The sequence below is a fragment of the Nonomuraea sp. NPDC049709 genome (assembly GCF_040674815.1).
In the GTDB taxonomy this organism is placed as follows: Bacteria; Actinomycetota; Actinomycetes; order Streptosporangiales; family Streptosporangiaceae; genus Nonomuraea.
In genome coordinates this window covers 113,485-133,202 of record NZ_JBFANM010000032.1, presented here as the reverse complement: position 1 = coordinate 133,202, position 19,718 = coordinate 113,485, and the positions used below count along the sequence as shown (strand labels likewise).

General features: G+C 73.8%; 16 protein-coding genes. 4 read left to right on the top strand and 12 right to left on the bottom strand.

Annotated features, from left to right (window positions below; genetic code table 11):
• The 3 genes from AB0J69_RS30295 to AB0J69_RS30285 all read right to left on the bottom strand — a co-directional run.
• On the bottom strand, nucleotides 1-1,196 hold a 1,196-nt coding region (locus AB0J69_RS30295), incomplete at its 3' end, for an AAA family ATPase (protein ID WP_364123866.1).
• Between the two features lie 24 nt (nucleotides 1,197-1,220).
• The gene (locus AB0J69_RS30290) at nucleotides 1,221-1,832 is read right to left on the bottom strand and encodes a hypothetical protein (protein ID WP_364123864.1); all 612 of its coding nucleotides are present in this window, start codon (nucleotides 1,830-1,832) and stop codon (nucleotides 1,221-1,223) included.
• 8 nt (nucleotides 1,833-1,840) lie between these two features.
• Entirely contained in the window at nucleotides 1,841-2,206 is a 366-nt protein-coding gene (locus AB0J69_RS30285) for a DsrE family protein (RefSeq protein ID WP_364123862.1), read from the bottom strand.
• 110 nt (nucleotides 2,207-2,316) lie between these two features.
• Here AB0J69_RS30285 and AB0J69_RS30280 point away from each other — a divergent pair, with 110 nt between their 5' ends.
• Complete coding sequence (locus AB0J69_RS30280) at nucleotides 2,317-4,971, top strand: LuxR C-terminal-related transcriptional regulator (RefSeq protein WP_364123860.1); 2,655 nt, start codon at nucleotides 2,317-2,319, stop codon at nucleotides 4,969-4,971.
• Nucleotides 4,972-4,989: 18 nt separating this feature from the next.
• Here the strand turns inward: AB0J69_RS30280 and AB0J69_RS30275 are convergent, their stop codons facing one another.
• The 4 genes from AB0J69_RS30275 to AB0J69_RS30260 are packed head-to-tail and all read right to left on the bottom strand — an operon-like array spanning nucleotide 4,990 to nucleotide 9,273.
• Nucleotides 4,990-6,189, bottom strand: coding sequence for a hypothetical protein (locus tag AB0J69_RS30275; protein WP_364123858.1), 1,200 nt, complete (start codon nucleotides 6,187-6,189; stop codon nucleotides 4,990-4,992).
• Complete coding sequence (locus AB0J69_RS30270) at nucleotides 6,186-7,457, bottom strand: extracellular solute-binding protein (RefSeq protein ID WP_364123856.1); 1,272 nt, start codon at nucleotides 7,455-7,457, stop codon at nucleotides 6,186-6,188. Before AB0J69_RS30270 ends, AB0J69_RS30275 begins: the two co-directional genes overlap by 4 nt.
• Before the next feature lie 35 nt (nucleotides 7,458-7,492).
• Complete coding sequence (locus AB0J69_RS30265; RefSeq protein ID WP_364123854.1) at nucleotides 7,493-8,317, bottom strand: carbohydrate ABC transporter permease; 825 nt, start codon at nucleotides 8,315-8,317, stop codon at nucleotides 7,493-7,495.
• Nucleotides 8,317-9,273 (bottom strand): sugar ABC transporter permease, encoded by a 957-nt coding sequence (locus AB0J69_RS30260; protein ID WP_364123852.1) that lies wholly within the window; start codon nucleotides 9,271-9,273, stop codon nucleotides 8,317-8,319. The genes AB0J69_RS30265 and AB0J69_RS30260 overlap by 1 nt, the downstream gene beginning before the upstream one ends.
• 251 nt (nucleotides 9,274-9,524) lie before the next feature.
• Between AB0J69_RS30260 and AB0J69_RS30255 the strand changes: the two genes are divergently transcribed.
• The 3 genes from AB0J69_RS30255 (at nucleotide 9,525) to AB0J69_RS30245 (ending at nucleotide 15,385) form a co-directional block, all read left to right on the top strand.
• Nucleotides 9,525-10,580, top strand: a complete 1,056-nt coding sequence (locus AB0J69_RS30255; RefSeq protein ID WP_364123850.1) for a LacI family DNA-binding transcriptional regulator — start codon at nucleotides 9,525-9,527, stop codon at nucleotides 10,578-10,580.
• 543 nt (nucleotides 10,581-11,123) lie between these two features.
• Nucleotides 11,124-14,204, top strand: coding sequence for a hypothetical protein (locus AB0J69_RS30250; RefSeq protein WP_364123848.1), 3,081 nt, complete (start codon nucleotides 11,124-11,126; stop codon nucleotides 14,202-14,204).
• A gap of 71 nt (nucleotides 14,205-14,275) precedes the next feature.
• Nucleotides 14,276-15,385, top strand: a complete 1,110-nt coding sequence (locus tag AB0J69_RS30245) for an acyltransferase (RefSeq protein WP_364123846.1) — start codon at nucleotides 14,276-14,278, stop codon at nucleotides 15,383-15,385.
• A gap of 9 nt (nucleotides 15,386-15,394) precedes the next feature.
• Here the strand turns inward: AB0J69_RS30245 and AB0J69_RS30240 are convergent, their stop codons facing one another.
• From AB0J69_RS30240 to pcaH, 5 genes are read right to left on the bottom strand one after another with little or no spacing between them, the layout of a single operon-like run.
• Nucleotides 15,395-16,051 (bottom strand): TetR/AcrR family transcriptional regulator, encoded by a 657-nt coding sequence (locus AB0J69_RS30240; protein ID WP_364123844.1) that lies wholly within the window; start codon nucleotides 16,049-16,051, stop codon nucleotides 15,395-15,397.
• A gap of 31 nt (nucleotides 16,052-16,082) precedes the next feature.
• Nucleotides 16,083-17,180: a 4-carboxymuconolactone decarboxylase gene (pcaC, locus tag AB0J69_RS30235; RefSeq protein WP_364123842.1), complete on the bottom strand. Its 1,098-nt coding sequence runs from the start codon at nucleotides 17,178-17,180 to the stop codon at nucleotides 16,083-16,085.
• Nucleotides 17,180-18,457: a 3-carboxy-cis,cis-muconate cycloisomerase gene (pcaB, locus tag AB0J69_RS30230; protein ID WP_364123840.1), complete on the bottom strand. Its 1,278-nt coding sequence runs from the start codon at nucleotides 18,455-18,457 to the stop codon at nucleotides 17,180-17,182. The genes pcaC and pcaB overlap by 1 nt, the downstream gene beginning before the upstream one ends.
• The gene (gene pcaG / locus AB0J69_RS30225; protein WP_364123838.1) at nucleotides 18,444-18,968 is read right to left on the bottom strand and encodes a protocatechuate 3,4-dioxygenase subunit alpha; all 525 of its coding nucleotides are present in this window, start codon (nucleotides 18,966-18,968) and stop codon (nucleotides 18,444-18,446) included. The genes pcaB and pcaG overlap by 14 nt, the downstream gene beginning before the upstream one ends.
• Entirely contained in the window at nucleotides 18,965-19,717 is a 753-nt protein-coding gene (gene pcaH, locus AB0J69_RS30220; RefSeq protein ID WP_364123836.1) for a protocatechuate 3,4-dioxygenase subunit beta, read from the bottom strand. Before pcaH ends, pcaG begins: the two co-directional genes overlap by 4 nt.
• Nucleotide 19,718 lies beyond the last annotated feature (1 nt).

The following is a 19,718-nucleotide window of genomic DNA, read 5'->3' as shown; positions in this document are numbered from 1 at the left end:
CCCGGGGCGGGGGGGTGGCCGCCGCGCCGGGTGGCCCGCTCGGCGGACCTCTCCAGCTCGACGGCCGCCGCCTCGTCCGGGGCGGTCGCGGCGGCCGCCAGGTGCCAGGCCCGCCGGTCGGCGTCCTCGTCCGGCAGCGCCGCGGCCAGGGCCCGCTCCACCGCGCCGCGCCGCAGGAACGTCGCGCCCCGGTAGACGGCCGAGCGTACGAGGGGGTGTCGGAAGGACATGACGCCGCCCTCGACGCGGACGAGACCGGCCGTCTCCGCCTCGTCGAGCGCCTCCGGCGGCACCTCCAGCGTCTGCGCCGCCCGGAGCACGAGGCCGACGTCGCCGCTCTCCTCGGCGGCGGCGACCAGCAGCAGGGTCTGCGCCGGGGCCGTCAGCCGCCGCACCCGGTCGAGGAAGACCTGCTCGACCACCTCGCCGACGGGCAGCCGCTCGGGCAGCGGGCGGAGGCCGGCGAGTTGCTCGGCCGACAGCGAGCCGGGCAGTTCGAGCAGGGCGAGCGGGTTGCCGGCGGTGCTGGCCACCAGCGTCCCGGCCACCTCGGGCGCGAGCGCGACCGCCGTACGCTCGGCCAGCAGCGCCCGCGCCGCCTCCGGCTCCAGCCCGCGCAGGCGCAACTCGGGCAGCCCGGCCAGGTGCCGGGAGGCGCCCGGTTCCTCGTCGCGTACGGCGCGGTGCCGGGGACCCGGTTCCTCGTCGCGTACGGCGAACAGCAGCACGACCCCCTCGGCCTCCAGCCGCCGCGCCACGAACGCCAGCGCGCCCGCGGAGGCCCCGTCGAGCCACTGGGCGTCGTCGACCAGGCACAACAGCGGCCCCTCCTCGGCCACCTCGGACAGCAGGCCGAGCACCGCGATCGAGACCAGGAACCGGTCCCCCTCGACCGGCTCACCCAGCCCGAACGCGCCCCGCAGCGCGGCCGCCTGCCCGGCGGGGATGGCCGCGAGCCGGTCGGCCACGGGCCGCAGCAGCTGGTGCGCCGCCGCGTACGGGAGCTCCGACTCCGACTCGACCCCGCCGCCCCGCAGCACCCGCAGGCCCGCCGCCCGCTCGGCCGCGAAGTCGAGCAGCGAGGACTTGCCGATGCCCGCCTCGCCGCGGACGACCAGGACGCCGCTGCGCCGGTCGCGAGCGCCGTCGAGCAGCCGCGCGAGGATCCCGCATTCCCGTTCCCGGCCATGCAGCATGCCCCGATCGTATGGCCGGCGGGCCTACGGTTCGCCGGCCGTGGCGGGGGTCCGGGATGCGATGGGGCGACCGTAGGTGACGGCGGCGAGGACAGGGGGCGGGGCGGTGGTGCGGAGCTCGGCGTCCGGATGGCCGCCGAGCGCGTCGTTGACGGTCGAGAACGCCACGCGCAACGCGACGAACAGCGTGATCGCGAAGATCTGCCCGTCCGGCAGGCCGGCGTCGCGCAGCTCCTGGACGTCCGCCGGGCCGGTCCCGTTGGGGTCGCGCGCCACCTTCCGCGCCCAGCCCGCCATCGCCCGCTCGCCCGGGGTCAGCCCCTCGTCGTCCCCCCGCAGCACCCCGGCGGCCGTCCGCGCGCCGGCCGCTTCGGCCAGCCGGCTCCCCCAGGCCAGTGAGCAGTACGAGTCGCCCATGGCGGAGGCGCAGGCCGCCACCAGGACTCCACGCGTGCGCAGGTCGAGGCCGCCCGACTCGGCGGCGTGCCCCAGCAGGGTGAACAGCCCTTCCATGGCGGCGGGATCATGGGCCCACAGCCTGGTGAGGTTCATGACGTAGCCGGTGCCGGCCAGGTCGTCGTCGAAGAGGCGGCGTACCTGCGGGGTGAGCTCCGCGGGCTCGAGGAATCCGGTCATGACGGCGCTCAGTAGCTGAAGGTGGTGGCGCCGTCGTCGCCGATCCACTGCCACATGGGTACGGTGCCGCCCAGCTCGGCGCCCTCGATCAGCCGGCTCTGGTCGAGACCGCGGGCGTCGAAGCAGATGGGGCAGACCAGGAACGTCCCGCCCGCCTTGGCGTACCGCGCCATCAGGTCGGCCAGCGGCGGGCAGCCGTCGCAGGCGACGCCGGTGGCGACCGCGTCCAGCGCCAGCCGGCTCGCCTCCTTGGTGAGGAACATCAGCGTCGGCCGGCCCTGCTCGGCCGCGCCGACGGCGACCAGGAGGGCCACCGTGACCCGCTCGGGGTCCTCCAATCCGGTGGTCAAGCTGATGACGGCCTTGCCTGCCATGGTCTCTCCTCGTCGTCGTTCACGTCAGGCCGTCATTCCACCCCGGCGCCCCGCGGGCCCACATCCGTGCTCAGTACGGAAATCCGCTCCGTACCCGCATACTCCGAGATATGGGTTCGGACGCCTTACCCGATCTGCACGCCGCCGGCGTGACACCGCGCGAGTCGGAGGTCCTGTGGCTCGTGGGCGACCGCCTGCAGAACCAGGAGATCGCCGCCAGGCTGCGACTGTCGGAGCGGACCGTGGAGAGCCACGTGTCGTCGCTGCTGCGCAAGCTCGGCGGCACCAACCGGCTGGCCCTGGTGGCGGCCGCGGCCCGGCTCCGCTCCGGCCACGAGTCCAGGAGGGTGCTGCCCACGCCGCTGTCGTCGTTCGTGGGCCGGGTCAGGGAGCTGGACGAGCTGCGGGGGTTGCTCGGGGCGTACCGGATGGTGACGCTGACCGGCCCCGCCGGCACCGGGAAGACCCGGCTGGCCCTGCACCTGGCGCACTCGGTGACCGCGCTGCCGCCCGCCACCCTGCTCGACCTCGCGCCCGTGAGCGCCGGTGGCGCGGTGGAGCGGGCGTTCGCCGACGCGCTGGGGATCGTCGGGCAGGAGCATCGGCTTCGCCGCCTGATCCGCGAGACCCTCGCCGGGGGCGGGCACTGGCTCATCGTGGACAACTGCGAGCACGTGACCGCCACCGCGGCGGCGCTGCTCGCCGAGTTGCTGGCCACCACCGACCACCTGCACGTGCTGGCCACCAGCCACGGAGCGCTGCACCTCACGGGGGAGGTCGTCTACGAGATCCCGCCGCTGCCCCTGCCCGCCGAGATCGACGGGCCGGACGCCGTGCTGGAGTCCGGCTCCGGCCGGCTGTTCGCCGACCGCGCCGCGGCCGCCTCCCCGGGGTTCGCGATCACCCCGGGCAACGCCCGGCAGGTCGCGACCATCTGCCGCCGCCTGGACGGCCTGCCGCTGGCGATCGAGCTGGCCGCCGCCCGGGTACGGTTCTTCACGCCCGCCGAGCTGCTGGCCCGGCTGCACGACCGGTTCGCCCTCCTCACCGATGGCGCGCACGGCTCCCCGAGCCGCCACCGCACCCTGGAAGAGGCCCTCGCCTGGAGCTACGAGCTGCTGAGCGAGGAGGAGCGGCTGCTGCTCGAACGCTGCTCGGTGTTCCCCGGTGACTTCGATTACGACACGGCCGCCCGGGTCGTCGCGTACCCGCCGCTGGAGTACGCCGACCTGGTCCGGACCTTCTCGCGCCTGCTGGACCGGTCGCTGGTCTCCGTCCACCGCCGGGACGAGAGCACCGAATACCGCCTGCTGGAGAGCGTCCGCCAGTTCGCGCACCGGCGGCTGGCCGCACGTGGCGGCGCCGGGACGGCACATGAGCACCACGCCCGCCACCACCTGCGGCACGCCGTCTCCACGGTGCCCGACCTTCGCGGCCGGGACCAGGCCGTCGCGCTGCGGTGGCTCAACCGCCGCTCGGCCGACCTGACGGCGGCCCTGCGCTGGGCCCTCGACCGGGACGACACCACCGCCGCCTGGGAGTTCATCGCCGGCATCGGTACGGCGTGGGAGGTCGTCGGCTGCAGCGGCGAGCTGTTCGACTGGCTGGACGAGTTGCTCCGGCGTCCGCTGCCGGAGGGCGCGCTGGGCTTCCGGGCCGCGATCACCTGCGCCGTCGTGCTCTGCTACCAGGACACGGAACGAGCGCGGGAGTTCGCCGCACTGGCCCACGGGATGGCCGGGAGAGACGCCGGGCACGACCGCACACCGGCCCACGCGACGGCCGGAAGCGACGCCGAGCACGACCGCACACCGGCCCACGCGACGGCCGGAAGCGACGCCGAGCACGACCGGGCGCTCGCGCTGCTGGCCCTCGGCTGGACCTTGAGGTACGGCGAGCGCAGCGCCGCCGCGCTGGGGCACGCGACCGAGGCGGCCGGGATCTTCGAGCGGCTGGGCGATGGCTGGCATCGCGCCCTGGCGCTGTCCGCCCACGTCTACGCCTCGGACGTGCCGGCCACCCTGGCCCGGCTCGCGCAGGCCGCCGACCTGTTCGGCCGGCTCGGCGACCACGTCAAGCGGGCCAACTGCCTCAACCAGATGGCCGTCCGGGCGATCGAGGAGCGCATCCACCTCGACGACGTACCCGGCTGGCTGGCCGAGGCCGCGCGGCTGGCCCGGGCCGGCGGCAACGACCACGAGCGGCTGCACGCCGAGGTCTACCTCGCCACCTTCGACCAGCATCTCGGGAACCACCCGTTCGCCCGCTTCGCGGCCCTCCTGCCGGAGTTCCGGCGGATCGGCGACCTACGGTGCGCGGCCCGCTGCCTCCTGGGCCTGGGCCGTGCGGCGGCCTCGGGCGGCGAGCACGAGAGCGCCCGCCGGCACCTGACCGAGGGCACCCGCATCGCCGCCGATCTCGGGGACGTCCGCATCACCGCGACCGGCCTCCGCCTGCTCGCGGCATCGGACCACGAGACGGGCCTGCGCCTGCTCGCGGCATCGGATCACGAGGCGGGCCTCCGCCGCCTGACGGCACCCGGGGACGGGGCGGGCGGCCACTTCGGGCGGGCCGCGGCGTTGCTGGGCGCCGCCGAGCGGCTCGCCCCCTCGGCCCCGGAGAGCCACGGCCTGGTCGAGGCACTGCGGGAGCGGCTCGGTGCGGCGGCGTTCGAGGCGGCGTTCGCCGAGGGGCGCCGGACGGCCGACGACCACCGGAAGGCGATGGCGGGCCTGCCGGAGGTGCTTCAGACCTCGCCCCTCTGAGGGCGCGCCCTTGTCGGCTCAGCCGGCGTTCTTGACGACCTCCAGGGTGAGCGCCAGCTCCGGTTCCGGGACGAAGTGGCCGAAGGTGTCGTTGGCGAAGAAGGAGACGCCGGCCACGGACCCGGCGTGCGCGGCCAGCACCTCCCGCTGGTAGAGGTAGGTACGCCGGTCGTCGAGGTAGGTCCGGTACCAGTACCAGGGATCGACGAAGTCCAGCCCGAGCAGCGGCCGCGGCCCGCCCAGGGCGGCCTTGCTCAGCAGGTTGGGCACGATCTCCGTCCGCTCGACGAGCACGGCGAACGTGCTGACCAGGATCGCGTCGAGCGCGTGGTAGGCGGCGTCGGTCATGCCCCAGGCCGACCGCTCCACCTCCGCCCGCCAGTAGGTGTCCATCCAGTAGACCAGGCCGTCGCCCATGGCCGCGCGCAGCCGCAGGAAGAACCGCTCGATGCCGGCCGACCGCTCGGGGGTGAGCGGCGGGGCGTTGTCCGGGTGCCAGAACCCGACCAGGCCGAACTGGTTGCCCAGCATGATCCCGTCCAGCCCGAAGTCGGCGGTGAACGCGGCCGTCTGGGCGGCGACGAAGTCTCCCGCCGGCAGCCCGGCCCGGATGCCGGCCGGGAAGGCGGCGTACGGGCGCGGGTCGGCCGCGAGCGGGGCCGTCACGTCGATCACGCCCGGCACCACGTGCCCGCCGGCGTCGGCGGTGCCCGCGGCCACCTCCGGGTGCCGGGCCGTCTTCCACTCGCTGCGGCAGAACTCCGGGCCCGGCTCCAGGTACTCCAGCAGCCGCACCTCCAGTCCGCGCCGACCCGCCTCCGCGCGCACGGCCGCGTAGATCCCGGCCAGCCGCCGGTAGTCCATCGGCTGCTCGGACAGGACGAACATCGGCCCGGCGGAGTACGGGTTGGCCGAGCGCTCCCCGCCGTCACGCACCCGGGCCAGCCAGTCCCGGTTGTGCACCCGCGCACCGGCGGCGGGCCCGCCGGGGGCGAGCGCGAAGCAGTTGTAGCGGGCCCAGTCGAAGCGGTCGTCCCAGGCGTGGCGGCCGGCGTAGTTCAGCACGTGGTCACCGTTGCCCGCGCAGAAGACCACGGTGACCGGGCGGTCGACCAGCCAGTCCGCGTGGTGGTCGAAGAAAGCCTCCACCCCGGGCGCGGGGTCGCCGAGGTCGTCGAAGATCTTGGGCGTGATCCACAGGCAGGCTTCCATGGTCACTTGGCTTCACCGAACGCCTTGTCCATGCGGCCCAGCAGCGTCGGGACGTCCACCGTGCCGTTGAACAGCTCCTGCACCGAGGTCAGGTGCTCCTGCTGCACCTTGGGGCCGGGCCAGCCCTGGTCCGGGTAGAGCGTGGACCTGCCCGCCTTTACCGCGTCCAGCACCGGCTGCTGCAGCGCGTCGGCCTTGAAGGAGGGGCTCGGCAGGGCGGGGCTGCTGCCGGACTCGGTCGCGTACAGGGCCTGGCCCTCGGGCGAGGCCAGGAACTCCATGAACTTCCCGGCCAGCGCGGGGTTCTTGGCGTTGGCGTTGACGCCGTACACGATGCCGACCGACACCGGCACGTACGTGTCCGCGGAGTTGTCGGTGGCGGGGAACGGCGTCATGGAGAACGTGGTGCCCTCGGGGGCGTACTCGACGGCCGACTGCACGGCCGACAGCACGTGCACGACGCCCAGCGCCTTGCCCTGGCCGAGCAGTTGCATCTGCTCGTCGTAGCCGACGCCGTTGGGGCTGTCGTTGAAGCAGCCCGAGTCGCGCATCTGCAGGTACTTGTCCATCGCCTGCTTCCACTCCGAGCCGGCGAAGGTGGCCTTGCCGTCCTTCTGCTGCTGCGTGAAACCGGGGTTCGGGCCGTAGACGAGGGAGGAGGTCAGCGCGTACGGGACGAGCTGGGTCACCCAGGCGGACTTCAGGCCGAGCGCGAACGGCACCACGTCCTTGGCCTTGGCCTCCTTGCAGAACGCCAGCACCTCCGGCCAGGTCCGGGGCTTGGCCAGCCCGCTCTTGGCCAGGGCCTGGTCGTTCCACACGGCCCCGATGGCGCCGATCGTCACGGGCACCGCCACGACCTTGCCGGCCGGGTCGCTGGTGACGGACTTGAGGTCGGCGCTCAGGCCGCCGGCCCAGCTCTCGCCGGACAGGTCCAGCAGCATGCCGTCGGCGGCCAGGTCGCGGACGGCCATGGTGTTGCCGCCGCCCGGCCACATGCGGAACACGTCGGGCGCCGTCCCGGAGGAGAGCTGGGTGCGCAGCTGCTGCTGGTACGAGGCGTCGTCCTCGGTGAACGACGTCCGCACCGTGACCCCGGGGTTGGCCTTCTGGAACGCCTCCACCGCGGCCTTCGCCGGACCCTGCCCGGCGGCGGCCAGCGTCAGCACCTTGTCCGAGGAGGAGGCGCTGGTGGTGCCGCCGCCCGAAGTGGAGCAGGCCGAGGCCGCGGCGGCCAGGCAGCAGGCTGATGCGAACGTTCTGATGTGCTTCATGTGGCACTCCGAAATCGAGGGTCGGGGGGTGGGCACTAGCCTTTGAGACCGCCGGCGAAGCCCTTGATGATGTGCTTCTGCAGGGCGAAGTAGACGACCAGGATCGGGATCACGCTGATCACCAGGCCGGCGAAGATGAGCGGCCACTGCGACACGTACTGGCTGACGAAGCCGTAGATCGCCACCGGGGCCGTGGTGTTGTCGCTGCCGCCCAGGTAGAGGAGCGGGGTGAAGAACTCGTTCCAGATGCCGACCGCGTTGAGGATCACCACGGTGCCGGTGACCGGGCGCAGCAGCGGGAACACCACGCTCACGAACGACCGCAGCGGCCCGCACCCGTCGAGCAGCGCGGCCTCCTCGTAGTCGAGCGGCAGCTCGCGCAGGAACATGGTGTAGAGGAAGACGGAGAACGGGATCTGCTGCCCGACGTTGATCAGGATCACCGACCAGAGCGAGCCGAGCAGGCCGAAGTCGCGCATGGTCGCGTACAGCGGGAGCAGCGCGAGCTGGCCGGGGACGAGCAGGCCGCCGACGACGAAGGAGAACGTGTACCGCGACCACCCGCGGGTCACGCGGGCCAGCGGGTAGGCGGCCATCGCGGCGAGGGCGATGATCAGGACGACGCTGACGGCGGTGATGGCGAAGCTGTTGGCCAGCGCCGCGCCGAGGCCGGCCTGGTTCCAGGCGTCGGCGTAGTTGTCGAGCGTGGGCGGGAACTCCAGGGCCAGCGCGCCGGTCTGGCTGTCCTGCGGCTTCAGCGACACGTTGAGCAGACCGACGAGCGGTACGAGGAACGCGAGCGCGGCCAGGATGAGACCGGCCTCGCGCACCAGCGTCCGCCAGGTGTATCGCGCCTGCATCAGGACACCTTTCGCTGCGTCAGTCGGAACTGGACGGCCGCCAGCACCGCGATCACCACGGTCATGACCACGGCCAGCGCGATCGAGAACGGGAAGTCGCCCAGCGAGAACGCGCTCTTGTAGATCGCGGTCGAGATCGTCTCGGTCGCCGTGCCGGGCCCGCCCCCGGTCATGGCCATGACCTGGTCGAACTGCTTGAGCCCGCCGATCAGGCAGAGCATCACGTTGATCACGACCGCGCCGTTGAGCAGCGGCAGCACGACGTGGCGGAACTTGCTCCACGCCCCGGCCCCGTCGATCGTGGCCGCCTCCAGCACCTCGCCGGGGATCGCCTGCAAGCCCGCCAGGTAGATCACCATGGAGTAGCCGGCGAACTGCCAGACGATCTCCAGCACGATCGCGTACAGCGCGGTGTCGGGGTCGCCGAGCCAGTCGCGCGCCAGCCCGCCCAGGCCCACGGTGCGCAGGACGTCGTTGATCGCGCCGTTGGGCGACAGCAGGAAGCTCCACACGTACCCGGCCACCAGCGGCGTCAGCACCACCGGCGCGAAGAAGATCACCCGGAGCACGTAGCGGCTCTTGACCAGGCTGTTCACGCCCAGGGCCAGCAGCAGGCCTACGACGTTCTGCACCACCATGGCCACCGCCGCCAGCACCACGGTGTTGAGCAGCGCGGCGCGGGCCGCCCGGTCGGAGAAGACGGCGGCGAAGTTGTCCAGGCCGACGAAGGACCAGTCGGGGCGCAGGCCGTTCCAGTCGGTGAAGGAGTACAACGCGCCGTTGGCGCTGGGCACGACGACGATGAAGAGGTAGATCGAGATCGCCGGCACCACGAACCACCACGGGGCGCGTACCCCTGTCCCTCGACGGGACCTGCCGGACGGGCCGGGAGGCGTGCGCGCGGCGGCGGGCTCGCGCACGTCGGGCGGTTTCGTCGTCGCATGCGGCAAGGCCACGTGTGACTCCTCTCGGGGGTGACCGATGATCGCGTCCTGTATCGCCTGGACGAGAGAGGCGGGCTGATCGCAGCCGGGCCGTGAAGGTCGTGAATCGATTCACGGCGTTTCGGGCAGATTACGGGTCCGCCGGACCTCGCGTCAATGGCCGTACGCCCTCGGCGGCGGGCTGCGTGAATCCATTCACGCGTGCGCTAGGCTGACGGGCGACACCCGGCCGACACACGGTGGACACGTCAGTGAGGAGCCCGATGACCACTGGACCGGTGCCGAACCAGCCGAGGGCCGAGGGTTCCGCCGCCACGGTCGGCGACGTCGCGGCGCTGGCGGGGGTCTCGCGGGCGACGGTCTCCTACACCTACACCCAGCCGAACCGCGTCTCCCCCGATCTACGCAGGCGCGTCCTCGCGGCGGCCGACGAGCTCGGCTACGTGGGCAACGACGCGGCGCGGCGGCTGCGGGTCGGCCACAGCCTCGCGCTCGGGTTGCTCATCTCCAGCATGAGCAACCCCGTCTACGCCGAGCTCGCGGCGGGCGCGGAGGCCGAGGCGGCCGCGCACGGCCGGTTCATCCTGGTCGCCAACAGCGACGAGGACCCGGCGCGCGAGCGCGCCTACCTCAACTTCTTCGAGTCGCAGCAGGTCAGCGGCATCCTCGCGGCCCCGGTCGGCGACGTCCCGCCGGAGTTGCTGGGGCTCAGGAGCCGGGGCACGCCGTTCGTCCTGGTCGGCGTCGCCCCCGGCCCGCACAGCTATCCGGCCATCTCCGGCGACAACGAGCGCGGCGGCCACCTCGCGGCCGCACACCTGCTCGCCCAGGGGCGGCGCCGCCTGATCTTCGTCGGCGGCGCCCATCCCCACGTCGACCTGCGGCTGGCCGGGGTCAAGCGGGCGATCGCGGAGGCAGCGGAGCCGGCCTCGCTGGAGATCATCCGCATCCAGGTCCAGACGGCGAAGGTCGGGGAGGCGGTCGCCCGCACGCTGCTGCGCCGCTCGGCCGCCACGTTCCCCGACGGGATCGTCGCGGGCAACGACCTGCTGGCGCTGGGGCTGCTGCACGGGCTGATCGTGGGCGGGATCCGGGTGCCGGAGGACCTGTCGCTGGTGGGGTACGACGACATAGAGTTCGCGGATTTCGCGATCGTACCGCTCACGACGATCCGGCACCCGTCGGCGGCGCTGGGGGCCAGCGCGGTGCGGATCCTGCTCGGGATCGAGCGCGAGGAGGACACGAAGGGCCGCTTCGAGCCCGAGCTCGTCATCCGCTCCTCCTCCCTGCCCACCCCACCACCCTCCGTCCACCCATAACCCCCTCGGCCCGACCCCCACCCCCCGCCGGGCCCCCTCCCCGCCCGGCCCCCTTCCCGCCCGGCCCCGCGCGCCTCGCACCGACCCGCCCCGGCGTGCCCTTGCGCCAGTCAGTCTGACCGCAGGGCCGCGTTCTCCTGCTGTCTGCCGCTCGCCGCCCTGCTCCCGCGCGGCGGATCGACGCCCTGCCTCCGCGCGGCGGGCCACCCCCGCCCAGCACCGTTGCGCCCGGTTGGCCGGACGCGGATGCGGTCGGGGCTGATGCAAGGACGCGTGCGACAGCCAGGAGGACCGGACGGGTCCGCAGGGCTGACGCAGCACATTGGCGCGGCGTGCGCGGCGGAGGTGCCGCCGGGTACGGGCGGCGGGGCGCGGCACTGTCAGGTCCCGTCGCCGCGCCGGGGCAGAGCGGCGGGCGGCGGATGGGCGAAACACGTTGTTGACATGGGTGCGGCGGCGTCACTACAGTCGCGCCCACCGTGAATCGATTCACGATCTTGGTGCGGCCGGTCCCCACTCCCTGCCCCTGGAGGCATTCCGATCATGAGATCGCAACGACACGCCGGCCGCCGGATCGCCTCGGTGGCCGTCACCGCGACGCTGGCGTTGACTCCCGCTGTCCCGGCCACAGCCGCAGCGGCGCAGGACCCGCAGCCGGGGCGGGTGCCGACGGTCGTGGCCGGTCCGCTGCCCGAGGTCGCCGCCCTCGACCCGGCCACGATCGACCTCGCCGACTTCACCGGCCTGGAGCAGCAGATCGCTCCCTACCTCGGCAACCTGGCCCGCCTGGCCAACAGCGTCAACGACGACAGCGCCACGAACTACGGCTTCATCACCTGCGGCTGCTGGCGCACGGGGCAGGGCCCGAGCGACGCGCGGGTCATGGAGAACGTCCTCACGCTCGCCTACTTCTACACCGCCGACCGCCCCTGGAACCCGTACCACCGGGACGCGGCCTTGCGCGGGCGGCTGGAGGCGGCGCTGCAGTTCATGCTCGGCACCCAGAACCCCGACGGCTCCTTCCCCCAGGGCGGCGGGGACGTGCACTCGCGGGCCGCCACGGGTTTCGCGCTCGAACTGTACGCGATCATGCTGGAGTTCCTGGACGCCGACGGCACGGTCGATCCGGCCCTGATCACCGCCCTGACCGGCTCCATGAGGTCGGCGGCCAGGTGGTTCCTGGAGGACGAGGAGGTCTGGGGGCCGCGCGGCGCGCAGTTCGCCAACCAGGTCGCCGGCGGGCTGGTCGGCATCTCCCGCCTGCTCGGCCGCCTCGGCGACCCCGCGTTGCGCACGAGGTTCGAGCAGCGCCTCGCCGACCACGAGCGGATCTCGCAGGGTACGGCGGGCTTCTTCCGCGACGGCACGGTGGCCCACCGCTACAGCATCGAGGTGGAGTCGGAGGACCTGGCCGGCTGGGCCGATCCCGCGACCCGGCCCACGATCGACCGGATGCAGGCCCGCTACCTGGACTGGGCCCAATACAACCTGCTCTACGACCGAGGGCTCGACGGCTACTTCATCAACACGGCGATCGACTCCCGGCACCGCGGCTGGAACTACGCGGACGAGTTGCCGATCGGCTCCAACAACCTCTGGGGCTCGGTCATCCCGCAGGCCCGCGCGTACTCGGCCACCCGGGAGGAGACGCAGCGGCGGCGGGAGGCGTTCGCCGCGGCGGGGTGGCAGTCCTCGGTCGCGCCGCTCATCGCCCCGACGTGGGCCTACCTCGACCCGTCGATCATCCGTGACGTCGCGCTGGGCCAGGAGTTCTACCCGACCGCGGCCGAACGCCAGGCGGCCGTCGGCACGCTCCGCCCGTACGCGGGCGCCCCGTACACCGAGTACCGCGCGGACGAGGCCACCGGCCAGCGGTTCGTCTTCGCCAAGCGCCCCTCCTACGTGGTCGGCCTGGGCTTCGGCAAGCACGTCGACACCCAGTACGGCTTCTGGGACAACCAGCGCTTCGGCCTCAGCTACCTGTACGACCCGAAGCTCGGCGTCGTCGTCCAGGGCCAGAACGCGCCCCAGATCGGCGCCCCGCGCACCCGGCCGGTGGAGGCGGAGCTGTCGTGGGGCACCGGCTGGACGGCGGCGGACGGCCTGCGTTTCGACGCCTATGACGAGCCGGTCCCCGAGTTCTACCGCGACGGCTCCCCCGTCGACCCCGCGACGGTGGGCGACCTCGACCGGCTGGAGATCCGCTACGCCGCCCCCGGCAGCCCGGTGCGCAAGTCCGTGACCCTGGGCGACCGGCTCCGGGTACGCGTCCAGGCGACCTCGGGCGAGTTCTTCGAGCGGATCCCGCTCGTGGTGGGCAAGGACGACACGGTCCGCTGGATCGGCGGGGATGCGGTGGCGGCCGGCAACGTCTCCGGCGGCCCGGACGTCTCGGGCGTGGTCGTCAACCGGGGCGGGCGCAGTGTGGAGATCCGCTGGACCGGGGCCGCGGCGGCGACGTTGTGGTCGTCGGCGTTCCCGGTGGCGGGCGGGAGCCGTACCCTGCGGGTCCTCGATCTCGAGGCGGCGGGCGAGCTCGCGTACGACGTGCGGGTGGTGGACGACGCGTGCCCGGGCTCCGACGAGCGGGGCACCGTCCGCGTCGGGGGCCTGGACACCGGTGTGGCCAACGCCGACGACGGGACCGGCTGCACGGTCGCCGACCGCCTGCGCGCCGGCGAGCAGTGGGAGGGTCACGGCGCCTTCGTGGCCCACGTCGCCAGGACCGTGGCGGCGCTCACCCGCGCGGACGTGCTGAGCCGCCGCGACGCCGTCCGACTGCTCGCCGCCGCGACCCGCTCCGACGTGGGGCGCGATCTCGTCACCGTCCGGCCGGCCGCGGCGAGCGCCGTGGCGGGGCAGGAGCTCGCGGTACGGATCTCGGGGCGGCGCATCGGCTCGGTGACGGTCTCGGGCCCGTGCCTCACCGGCGCGGCCACCGCCTCGGGCCCGGGCGAGGTGAAGGTCACCGTCGGGGAGACGACGCTGCCGGGTACGTGCCGGGTCGCCGCGGAGACGCTGCGCACCGGCGGGACGATCGAGATGGACGCCTTCGAGGTGGAGATCGTGCCGGACGCCGAGGGGGTGGTGTTCCGCGACGGCTTCTCCTCGGCGGCGGCGACGTCAGAGGCGTGGAGTGCCGTCGACGGGACCTGGTCGGTCGCCGACGGTGTGTACCGCCAGCAGGACACGACGCGTACGGGCTGGAAGTCGGTCGTCGACGACCTGAGGATCGCCGACGGCTGGGTGGAGACCGTGATCGGCTTCCGCACGCTCGCGACCCCGACCGCCTTCGGCGGTGTGCAGGTGCGCACGGCCGAACCCGGCGACGCCTACACGCAGTCCGGGTACCTGGTGTACCTCCGGCCCAACGGCTCGGTGGACGTCTTCCGCGCGGGCACCGGCGTCATCGCGACGGGCTCGGGACCGGCGGTCACGGGTCCCACGAAGCTCCGCGTGGAGCTGCGCGGGGCCGAGCTCCGCGCGTTCGTCGGCGGGGAGGCGGCGCCCCGCGTCACCGTCACCGACCCGGACCCGATCGGCGGGCCCGGCTTCGTACAGCTCGTGACGGGCCGCGCGGCCGTCGACTTCGACGACGTACGCGTCGCCACCGCACTCCCCTGACCCCGCTGCCACCGCCTGTAGCCCTGACCGGCCCAGATCGCATATGTCACACATGGCATAAACTGCGGCAGATGTTCCTGGCCCCCGCCCGGCTGGCCTGGCTGGACGCCCTGCGGGGACCGGCAGCGCTGGCCGTCACCATGCACCACGCCGGCTGGACGTTCCTCCCAGGCGTCTGGGCGGAGGTGGATCGCCGGATCGACCTGGGCACGTGGGGCGTGTTCGTGTTCTTCCTGGTCAGCGGGTACATCATCCCCGCGTCCCTGGAGCGGCGCGGCGACCTGCGCGCCTTCTGGGCCGGCCGGGCCTTCCGCCTCCTGCCGCTGCTGCTGGCCGCCTGCGGCCTGGCGCTCCTCCTCGCGTACGCGGGCGTGCTGCCGTTACCGCCGGGGCTCGCCGAGCGCCCGTGGCCCGTGGTGGCGCTCGGCAACGTGACGATGTTGCAGGAACTGCTCAACCTGCCCGCCGTGATCAGCGTGACGTGGACGCTCTCGTACGAGATGGCGTTCTACCTGCTGTGCGTCGCGCTGTTCTCGGTGCGGCAGGCGCACAGGTCGGCGGGGGTCGCCGTCGCCCTGGCGCTGTCGGCCGTGCCCCTGGGGCTGCTGCTGCCGAAGGCGGTGATCGGCGGCCGGGCCGACCTCGCCGCCGTACTGCTCGGCCTCGCGGTCGTCGCGGCCGTCGCGGTGACCGCGCTGGGACGCGGCAAGACGCGTACGGTGGCCGCGCTCGCGGGCGGCCTGCTGGGGCTGGCGCTGGTGGTCCTGGGCAGCCGGGGCGGGACCTGGCAGGGGGTGATCATCCTGGCGACGATGTTCGCGGGGACGGCGGTGCACCGGGCCGAGCAGGGGGCGATCTCCTGGCGGGCCGCCGGGGCCGCGGTGGCGGCGGTGCTGGGCTGCGGGATCTTCGCCAAGGACGATCCGGCCTGGGCGCCGGCGATCGTGCTGGCGTTCGGCGTCTTCGCGGGGGCGTGCGCGCTGCGCCGCCGGGCCTTCCCCCGCTGGCTGTCATATCTCGGGGTGATCAGCTTCTCCCTCTATCTGCTGCACCCGATCCTGCTGTACGTGCTCCCCGACCTGGCGACGTTCCTTCTCGCCCTGATCCCGCTCAGCATCCTGACCTACCACCTGATCGAGTCGCCGGCCCAGCGGCTCGGCAGGCGTCTGACGCGACCGTGAGGGGGCGGCTCAGGGGCGGGCGCCCTGGCCGCACAGGTAGGCGACGATCATCTCGCCGACCATCCGCCGCTGCCGGTCCCGGTGCTCGGGGGCGGTCATGTCGCGTCCGAACAGCGCGCCGAACGTGTGCTGGTTGGCCACCCGGAAGAAGCAGAACGAGCTGATCAGCATGTGCACGTCGATGGCGTCGGCCTCGGTGACGAAGTCGCCCGACGCCTGCCCCGCGTCCATGATGCGCTCGATGAGGTCGAGCACGGGTGTGCCGAGCCCGGCCAGGACCTCCGACTTGCGGATGTGCTCGGCCTGGTGGATGTTCTCGATCGCGACGAGCTGGATGAAGTCGCGGTGCGCGTCGTGGTGGTCGAACGTCAGCTCGGCCAGCGTGCGGATCGCCTCGACCGGCGCCAGGTGCTCGACGTCCACCGTGCGCTCGGCCGCCCGCACCTCCGCGTACGCCTTCTCCAGCACGGCGATGTAGAGCCGCTCCTTGCTGCCGAAGTAGTAGTAGATCATGCGCTTGGTGGTGCGCATGCGTGCGGCGATCTCGTCGACGCGGGCCCCGGCGTAGCCGTAGCGGGCGAACTCGCGCTGCGCGACCTCGAGGATCTCCGCCTTCGTGCGGTCGGCGTCCCGCTGGCGTTCGGCGGCGGCAGGGGGCGAGGTCATTGGCCCATCATAGGCTGGCCCGCGTGCTGTGCTACTCCCCGGGAACCTCCGGTTCGGCCAGCACGCGCTGGGCGACGGCGAAGGCGGCGTTGGCCGCCGGGACCCCGCAGTAGATGGCGCTCTGCAGCAGCACCTCGCCGATCTCGTCGGGGGTGAGCCCGTTGCGCAGGGCGGCGCGTACGTGCATGGCCAGCTCGTCGAGGTGCCCCCGGGCGACGAGCGCGGTGAGCGTGACGCAGCTGCGGGTGCGGCGGTCCAGGCCGGGGCGGGTCCAGATCTCGCCCCACGCGTAGCGGGTGATGAGGTCCTGGAAGTCCCTGGTGAAGCCGGTGGTACGGGCCACGGCGCGGTCCACGTGGGCGTCGCCGAGCACCTCCCGCCGTACCTGCATGCCGGGGACGGCGGGCAGGTACGCGAGCAGCGCCTGCGTGACGCGGGCCGGCTGGTCGGCGGTCGCCAGGTGGGCGGCGCCCGGGATCTCCACCAGCATGGCGCCCGGGATGCCGTCGGCCAGCTCCCTGGCGTGCGGCGGGGGCGTCGCCGGGTCCTCGCGGCCGGCCACGACCAGGGTCGGCACGGTGATGTCCGCCAGCTCGCCGCGCAGGTCGTAGCCCGACAGCGCGTCGCAGCAGGCCGCGTAGCCGGCGGGGTCGGCGTCGCGCAGGTCGTCCAGCAGCGCCTGGTCGGGCGGCCCGGCGAACCAGCGGCGCGCGGTGGCCGCCAGCAGCGGCGCGGTGCCCTCGGCCCGGACCAGCTCGGCCCGCTCCCGCCAGGTCCCGGGCTCGCCGAAGCGGGCGCTGGAGCAGATCATGGCCAGGGACCGGAGCCGTCCCGGGTGGCGGGCCGCCAGCGTGGCGCCGATCGCGCCGCCGATGGAGACGCCCGCGTAGTGGAAGCTCTCCATGCCCTCGGCGGCGGCCACGTCCAGGACCAGCTTGGCCAGGTCCTCCATGGTGCCCGCCTGGAGCGTCTTCGAGCCGCCGTGCCCCGGCAGGTCGAACCTGAGCACCCTGAAGGTGCGCGCCAGGGCCGGGAGCTGCGGCTCCCACAGGCGGGTCGAGGTGCCCAAAGAGGGGGCCAGGACGAGCGGCTGCCCCTGCTCGGGGCCGTCGAGCCGGTAGTGCAGCATCAGCGTGGTGCCTTGTCTCGGTCGTGGGTGATCTCACCGGCGGGTGTCCGGTCCGGCCGGGTGGCTTCCCCGTCGGGCGCCTGGGCCGTCCGGGTGGCCAGGGCGCGGTCCACGAGGGCGGGGGCCGGGGAGGGGTCTCCCGGGATGGTCAGGTTGGCGCGCATGCGGTCGGGGTGCACCCGTAGGTCGGCGACCAGCTCGGCGGCGTCCCGGGCCGCGCCCGCCACCAGGCGCAGCGCCGCACGCAGCGGCTGCCATTCGGCGTGCCAGGCGCCGGAGGGGCGCTCGTCCTCGGCGGCGAGGGACGCGTACAGGGTCGCGGCGAGCTGGGGCACCTGGCGGGCGGCGGCGGCGATCATCGTGGCCCGGACCGGGTTGTGCTTGTGCGGCATGGACGACGAGCCGCCGCCGACGCCCTCCGACACCTCGCCGATCTCCGTACGCGACAGGACCAGCACGTCGGCCGCGAGCTTGCCCAGCGCCCCGGCGGTGAACGCCAGCGCCCCGGCCAGGTCGGCGACCGGCGTGCGCAGCACGTGCCAGGGCAGGCCGGGCTCGGCCAGCCCCAGCTCGGCCGCGAACCGCCCCGGCAGCCGCAGCGCCACCTCGGCGCGCGGACCCGATGCGCCGGCGGCGGGCCGGAAGGCGGCCAGGGTGCCGGCGGCGCCGCCGAGCTGGGCCGGGAGGGACCGGCGGGCGGCGGTGAGGCGGTCGCGGGCGTCGGTGGCGAGCTTGCGCCAGCCCGCTGCCTTGAGCCCGAACGTGGTGGGCACGGCCTGCTGCGTGAGCGTCCTGGCGGCCATCGGGGTGTCCCTGTGCTCGGCGGCCAGCCTCGTGAGCCCGTCGACCAGCCGGGCGACGTCGGCCAGCACGGGGCCCAGCGTGCGGTGGGCGACGAGCATGAGGGCGGTGTCGACGATGTCCTGGCTGGTCGCGCCCCGGTGGACGTGCTCCCCGTACGGCGCGGCGGCCTCGCGGAGGTCCTCCACGAGCGGGATGACCGGGTTCCCGCCCGAGCGGGCCCGCTCCACCAGGTCGGGCAGGTCAAACGCCTCGACGCGGGCGGCCGCCGACACCGCCCCGGCCGCCTCGGCCGGGACCAGGCCGAGGGCCGCCTGCGCGCGGGCCAGCGCGGCCTCGGCGTCCAGCATGGCCTGGAGCACGGCGGCGTCTCCGGTGGCCTCGGCCGCTCCCCGCATGGGAGACAGCAGCCCGAGATCGGCCCCCGCGCCGGCCGGCGGTGGGTGGTGCGAGGGGGCCGGGTCAGCCGAAGTCAAGGAAGACCGTCTCCTTATCGCCCTGCAGGTGGATGTCGAAGCGGTAGACCCCTTCCCGTTCCGCCACCGCCACCAGCGTCCGGCGCCGCTCCGGCGGCAGCGAGTCCAGGAAGGCGTCCTGCCCGAGGTAGATCCGCGTGTACAGGTGGTGCAGCAACCCCCGGGCGAACACGCACACGCTGATGTACCCGTTGCCCGGCACCACGGTACGCAGCGTCCAGTGCCCGTCGAGGTCGGTGCCGATGCGGCCGAAGCCGGTGAAGTCGACGCCGTGCCGCCCGAGGACGGCCCCGTTCGTCGGGTCGCGGCGCAGCGAGCCGGGCGCGCCGCGCAGGTCGCCCTGCTCGTCGGCCTGCCAGAACTCCAGCAGCGCGTCGGGCACCGGATCGCCGGCCCCGTCATAGACGCGGCCGTGCACGACGATCCCGCCGAGCGCGACGTCGCCGCCCCCGGGGAACGGCAGCGCGTAGCCGTAGAAGGGCCCGACCGTCTGCGAGGGGGTGGGGTTCATCGGCCTTCCTCCATCCAGGTCGCGGCGGGGCCGTCGAGCACGATGTCCCACCGGTAGCCGAGCGACCACTCCGGCACGGACAGGTCGTGCGCGTAGGTGGCGACCAGCCGCTGCCGGGCGCGTTCGTCGGTGACCGACTGCAGGATCGGGTCGTACGGGAACAGCGGGTCCCCGGGGAAGTACATCTGGGTCACCAGGCGCTGGGTGAACGCGGTGCCGAACAGCGAGAAGTGGATGTGCGCCGGCCGCCAGGCGTTGACGTGGTTGCGCCAGGGATAGGGGCCGGGCTTGATCGTGGTGAAGAGGTAGTTGCCGTCGTCGTCGGTCAGGCAGCGGCCCACGCCGGAGAAGTTGGGGTCGAGCGGCGCCGGGTGGTCGTCGCGCTGGTGCAGGTAGCGTCCGGAGGCGTTGGCCTGCCAGACCTCCACGAGCTGGTTGCGCACGGGCCGCCCGTCGCGGTCGAGGACGCGCCCGCGTACGGTGATCCGCTCGCCGAGCGGCTCGCCCAGGTGCTGCTTGGTGAGGTCGTTGTCCAGCTGCGTCACGTCGGTGACGCCGAACACCGGCCCGGACAGCTCGGACGCCTGGGGGTCCTTGATCGGGACCAGCGGCTGCCGGGGGTGGCGGAGGAGGGTGCTGCGGTAGGGGGCGTAGTCACGGGCGGGGTGGTCGGCCGGCTCGCCCGCGCGGGCCGCGCTGAGCTCGGCGATCTCGCGGTCGATGTCGGCCTGCGTGAGGGGTTCGGACATT

Bases quoted from the DNA above. Each gene is read 5' to 3' on its own strand.
- pcaH (WP_364123836.1), bottom strand. From the start codon at position 19,717: ATGTCCGAACCCCTCACGCAGGCCGACATCGACCGCGAGATCGCCGAG.
- AB0J69_RS30285 (WP_364123862.1), bottom strand. From the start codon at position 2,206: ATGGCAGGCAAGGCCGTCATCAGCTTGACCACCGGATTGGAGGACCCC.
- AB0J69_RS30290 (WP_364123864.1), bottom strand. From the start codon at position 1,832: ATGACCGGATTCCTCGAGCCCGCGGAGCTCACCCCGCAGGTACGCCGC.
- AB0J69_RS30280 (WP_364123860.1), top strand. From the start codon at position 2,317: ATGGGTTCGGACGCCTTACCCGATCTGCACGCCGCCGGCGTGACACCG.
- pcaG (WP_364123838.1), bottom strand. From the start codon at position 18,968: ATGAACCCCACCCCCTCGCAGACGGTCGGGCCCTTCTACGGCTACGCG.
- AB0J69_RS30245 (WP_364123846.1), top strand. From the start codon at position 14,276: ATGTTCCTGGCCCCCGCCCGGCTGGCCTGGCTGGACGCCCTGCGGGGA.
- AB0J69_RS30270 (WP_364123856.1), bottom strand. From the start codon at position 7,457: ATGAAGCACATCAGAACGTTCGCATCAGCCTGCTGCCTGGCCGCCGCG.
- AB0J69_RS30265 (WP_364123854.1), bottom strand. From the start codon at position 8,317: ATGCAGGCGCGATACACCTGGCGGACGCTGGTGCGCGAGGCCGGTCTC.
- AB0J69_RS30250 (WP_364123848.1), top strand. From the start codon at position 11,124: ATGAGATCGCAACGACACGCCGGCCGCCGGATCGCCTCGGTGGCCGTC.
- AB0J69_RS30240 (WP_364123844.1), bottom strand. From the start codon at position 16,051: ATGACCTCGCCCCCTGCCGCCGCCGAACGCCAGCGGGACGCCGACCGC.
- pcaC (WP_364123842.1), bottom strand. From the start codon at position 17,180: ATGCTGCACTACCGGCTCGACGGCCCCGAGCAGGGGCAGCCGCTCGTC.
- AB0J69_RS30255 (WP_364123850.1), top strand. From the start codon at position 9,525: ATGACCACTGGACCGGTGCCGAACCAGCCGAGGGCCGAGGGTTCCGCC.